We start from the raw sequence: 4,582 nt of genomic DNA, 5'->3' as shown, positions 1-4,582 counted from the left end.
TGACGCTGGTCCTGACCGCGCGCCGGGCCGAGACGCTGAAAGCGCGCGTCTACGACGCCGATATCGCCCGGATCGAGGTGCCCGCTGACGCCGATCTGCTCTGGCTGCGCGCGCTCGCCGATCCGGCAGACGATCTGCGCGTGCCGATGAAAGGCCCCCTCAAGGCGCTTCGCGGCGGCGATGCGGATCTCGCCCGCGCTGCGATCCGGCTGGCGAAGTCGGCGCAGCTTCTGCCCGCAGCGCTGATGGTCGCAGCGCCCGATCCCACGCCGACCGATCTGACCACCGTCACCGCCAAAGAGGCGCTCGCCGCTGCCGACATCCCGCAGGCTTTCGCCCCCGTCTCCGCCGCGCGCGTGCCGATGCGCGCCGCCGAAGCCGGTCGGCTTCACATCTTCCGCCCCGACAATGGCGCGGAGGAGCATTACGCAATCGAGGTCGGCCGTCCGGATCGCTCCAAACCCGTGCTCGCGCGGCTGCATTCGGCCTGTTTCACCGGCGACGTGCTGGGCTCGCTGAAATGCGATTGCGGCCCGCAGCTCGACGCGGCGCTGACGCTGATGGGGCATGAGGGTGCGGGCATCCTGCTCTATCTCAATCAGGAAGGGCGCGGGATCGGGCTGGCCAACAAGATGCGCGCCTATTCGCTGCAGGATCAGGGATTCGACACGGTGGAGGCGAACCACCGCCTCGGCTTCGAGGATGACGAGCGCGATTTCCGCATTGGCGCGGCGCTGCTGCGCAAGCTCGGGTTTTCGCAGGTGCGGCTGCTGACCAATAACCCTGCCAAGGTGGCGATGCTGGAAGCCAACGGCATCGACGTGACCGAGCGCGTGCCGCTGAAGGTCGGCATGAGCCGCCATAACGAGAACTACCTCGCCACCAAAGCCGCGAAATCGGGGCATATCCTGTGATGCGCCTCACGCCCACCGGCCTGCTGTTTCGCGGCCGCCGCTTCCCGGTCGAGATCGGCCGCGGCGGCGTCAGCGGCAGCAAGCAGGAGGGCGACGGCGCAACCCCCTCTGGGCGGCTGCATATCCTTCGGATGTTCTACCGCGCGGATCGGATCGTCGCGCCTCAGGACTGGGCCGAACCGATCGGCCCGCGCGATCTGTGGTGCGATGCGTCCGGGGATTCGGCCTATAACCAACTGGTCCGCGCCCCCTACCCCGCCTCGCATGAGGCGATGCGGCGCGCCGATCCCCTCTACGACATCGTGCTGGTGACCGACTGGAACTACCCGACGGCAGAGGCTGGCAAAGGCTCGGCCATCTTCCTGCATCAGCGCCGCCGGGCGGGCTACCCGACTGCGGGCTGCCTCGCGTTTCGCCGCGATCACCTGGTCTGGATCGCGCAGCGCATCGCACCGGGTGAGCCGCTGGAGATTGCCCTTCGGCTTGGCGGAAATATCCTCCGGGGGTCCGGGGGCGGACAGCCCCCGGCGCTCAACGCCCGCGACAAAGCTTAGGAATAGTCGCGCGCGCCGAAGATCGCCGAGCCCACGCGCACATGGGTCGCGCCGGCCGCGATCGCTTTCTCGAAATCGGAACTCATCCCCATCGACAGACCGTCGAGCCCGTTGCGCCCGGCCATCTCGGCCAGCATCGCAAAATGCGGTGCGGGGTCCTCGGATTCGGGAGGAATACACATCAGACCGACGACCGGCAGGTCCTTCCCGCGCATATCCGCGACGAAAGCGTCGAGATCATCGGGCAGCACGCCCGCCTTTTGCGGCTCGCACCCGGTATTGACCTGAATGAAAAGGTCCGGCGAAGCCCCGCGCGTCTGCGCCAGATTGGCCAGCTTCTTGCCCAGCGAGGGCCGGTCGAGCGTGTGAATCGCCTCGAACAGCTCCACCGCCAGCTTCGCCTTGTTCGATTGCAGCGGCCCGATCATATGAACTTCGCAGCCGGGAAATTCCTCGCGCCAGGCGGGCCACTTGCCCTGCGCTTCCTGCACATAGTTTTCGCCGAACAGCCGATGGCCTTCGCGCAGAACCGCCTCGACTCGCTCGGCGGGCTGAACCTTGGACACGGCGATCAGTTTCACCGATCCCGCTTCGCGCCCTGCCTCTGATTCCGCTTTCGCGATCCGCGCCTGAATCTCGCTCAGTCCCATCTGGCCCTCCGTCGTCAGCGCGCCCAAGAAACACCGAAGGGCTCAAAAAGAAAAGAGCGGGCGCAAGGCCCGCTCTTCCCATCGTTCTGTCCCGGAGGATTAGAACGAGAACTTCACGCCGAGGTCAGCAACCATGTCCGAACCCGAGAGGTCGTTGTCAGCAACGCCGCCCTTGATCGAAGCGCCGCCGCCGAGGTCGTACTCAGCGCCGAGGCCGTACCAGGTCACGTCTTCGTTCGCGTCGTTGTCCTTCAGGTGCTGCACGTAGCCACCGACGGTGGTTGCGCCGAAGACCGACGAAGCACCGATGCCGTACCAGTCCATGTCGACATCTTTGCCCATGTGAGCAACGCCAGCTTTGACCGAGGTGTTGCCGAACTGAGCGACACCAGCGAGGGTGATCATGTCAGCTTTGGCGTCGAAAGTGCCGGTGGTGACGGTGACGACGGGGGGGGTGGCGCCGGTCGTGGAAGTCGAAGTAGCAGCGAACCGCCCGTCAAGGTACTCGTAACCCAAGCCAACGGTGTAGTTGCCGAAGGTGTAAGCACCCGCAATGGCGTACTCTTGGCCGACATCAACCGAACCAGCTTTGCCGTCCGACATCGACGCTGCGACCGAGAACGCACCGAAGGTGCCGGTGTACAGCAGGTTCGGACCGGAGTTTGCAACAGAGAGCGTGGTGACGGTGGTGGCGGTGCCGGCGGTGCCGGTCATGGTCGCCATGCCCGCGATGTTCGCACCGACGTTGCCGCCGTTGTCGCCGGTCAGGTACAGGATGTCGTTCGAGAAGCCGATACCGGTGCCCATGCTTTGCGAGGACAGGTCGGTGTAGCCAACTTCGTAGAAGTCGCCGAACAGAGCTTCCGAAGCCCCGACAACGTCGCCCATCGAGAGCTTGCCGAATGCGCCGGAGATGTAGACCGAAGCAGCGGTGCCGTTGGTGGCAGCGGTAGCTTGGTCAGCGCGGACGGAGCCGCCGAATTCCAGACCACCGTCGGTGGTGCCCGAAGCGGTGAACGAGACGCGGATACGGCTCGAGAAGTTCCAGTCGGAGCCGTTATACACGACACCCATACGGCCGTCGCCGCCAACCGAGACCTCAGCGGCAGCGATGCCAGCCGAGAACACGAGCGCGGTCGTCGCGAAGAGAACCTTTTTCATCGTTTTCCCTCATTGTCTTACAGGTAACCCCCAACCTGGGGAATCCGAAGTTGGGTATGACGGTGTTTTCTCTCTCCCCCCCTTTCATTGCAACTCAAAGCGCCCGCCCGGGTCGAATAGGGTGTTTGATGGTGCAGACATGTCACAGTAACGTCAGCGTGCAATTGCGGTTGGCCTCTGACACCGCCCTACAATGCCCCTTACAGGCGCGTATAGTGGCATCGGGCTGCATTCCCCCGAGGCGCCGGTCGGTCGAAATCCGGGAGCAAAGGGGAAAAACCTTGTCGGGCTGGGGGCCATGAGCTAGAGAAAAGGCAACCAATGACGCAGGCCGACGGGGACAGCTTCGCATGACTTCCAGAACCCTTTTGAAACGCACGGCAATTCTGGGCCTGTGCCTCGTGCTCGCAGGCTGCGGCAAGGGTATCTCGAGCGGCAACATCTTCTCGGGTAGCGGCAACGCCGCTGGCACCTCGGCACAGCGCGATGCCAACCAGCTCGACCACCTGTCCGGCTCGAACGAAGCCGTGATCGACGGGCCGTCGCGCCGCGTTCAGAAGAAATCGACCGTTTGGGACATTTTCGGCGGCAATGGCGATCCGAACATCACCGTCGAGGTGAACAAGTATCTCTGGCAGGCTTCGCTCGAAGTGCTCGATTTCCTGCCGATTCAAGAGGTTGACCCCTTCTCCGGCGTCATCGTGACCGGCTACGGCACCCCGCCGGGCGGCGGTCGCGGCTATAAGGCAACGGTTTACGTTACCGATCCGGCGCTTGATGCACGCTCGCTGAAAGTGTCGATCCGCACCCGGGGCGGCGCAGTTTCCGCCGATACGCAGCGCGCCGTGGAGAACGCGATTCTCACCCGTGCACGTCAGCTGCGGGTCCGCGACTCGCAACTCTGATTCCCGCAAGGCGACCGCAAGACGCATTCAGATCCCCGCCCGAGCCAGCCTCCGGCGGGGATATTTCTGTCCAAATGAGCGCGGCGGCTGGACCTCGCCCCCAAGGCCAGTGTAGCAAGCTCGCGCAGAATTCGACGTGATGAGGGGCCCGACATGGCACGCTACGAACCGAGCCAGAGCGAGACGAAATGGCAAGAGGCTTGGAACGAGGCGGATCTCTTCGCCGCGCGCCGTGATCCGGCCAAGCCGAAATATTACGTCCTCGAGATGTTCCCCTACCCGTCGGGCCGCATCCATATGGGCCATGTGCGCAACTACACGATGGGCGACGTCGTCGCGCGCTATAAGATGGCCAAGGGCTTTTCCGTGCTGCATCCGATGGGCTGGGACGCCTTCGG

6 protein-coding genes are annotated in these 4,582 nt (G+C 64.4%); 4 read left to right on the top strand and 2 right to left on the bottom strand.

All coding sequences use genetic code 11. From position 1 onward, the window contains the following. Window positions 1-914 (top strand): GTP cyclohydrolase II (gene ribA / locus B3D39_RS10965; RefSeq protein ID WP_274963373.1); only part of this gene is annotated, 914 nt, incomplete at its 5' end. After that, a complete protein-coding gene (locus B3D39_RS10960) occupies window positions 914-1,468 on the top strand; it encodes a L,D-transpeptidase family protein (protein ID WP_274963374.1) in 555 nt (184 codons plus the stop codon). The genes ribA and B3D39_RS10960, both read left to right, overlap by 1 nt. Here the strand turns inward: B3D39_RS10960 and B3D39_RS10955 are convergent. Then, the gene (locus tag B3D39_RS10955; RefSeq protein ID WP_274963375.1) at window positions 1,465-2,118 is read right to left on the bottom strand and encodes a YggS family pyridoxal phosphate-dependent enzyme; all 654 of its coding nucleotides are present in this window, start codon (window positions 2,116-2,118) and stop codon (window positions 1,465-1,467) included. The genes B3D39_RS10960 and B3D39_RS10955 overlap by 4 nt on opposite strands. A 99-nt stretch (window positions 2,119-2,217) precedes the next feature. Then, window positions 2,218-3,279, bottom strand: a complete 1,062-nt coding sequence (locus B3D39_RS10950) for a porin (RefSeq protein WP_274963376.1) — start codon at window positions 3,277-3,279, stop codon at window positions 2,218-2,220. 350 nt (window positions 3,280-3,629) lie between these two features. Between B3D39_RS10950 and B3D39_RS10945 the strand changes: the two genes are divergently transcribed. Next, window positions 3,630-4,184 (top strand): DUF3576 domain-containing protein, encoded by a 555-nt coding sequence (locus B3D39_RS10945; protein WP_274963377.1) that lies wholly within the window; start codon window positions 3,630-3,632, stop codon window positions 4,182-4,184. Between the two features lie 153 nt (window positions 4,185-4,337). Continuing rightward, window positions 4,338-4,582, top strand: a 245-nt coding sequence (locus tag B3D39_RS10940; RefSeq protein ID WP_286789679.1) for a class I tRNA ligase family protein, incomplete at its 3' end; no start/stop codon positions are given.

Source organism: Thioclava sp. UBA3469 (assembly GCF_002378135.1).
GTDB classification, from domain to species: Bacteria; Pseudomonadota; Alphaproteobacteria; order Rhodobacterales; family Rhodobacteraceae; genus Thioclava; species Thioclava sediminum.
The sequence above is the reverse complement of the archived record's forward strand: the minus strand, read 5'-3'. Positions and strand labels throughout refer to the sequence as shown.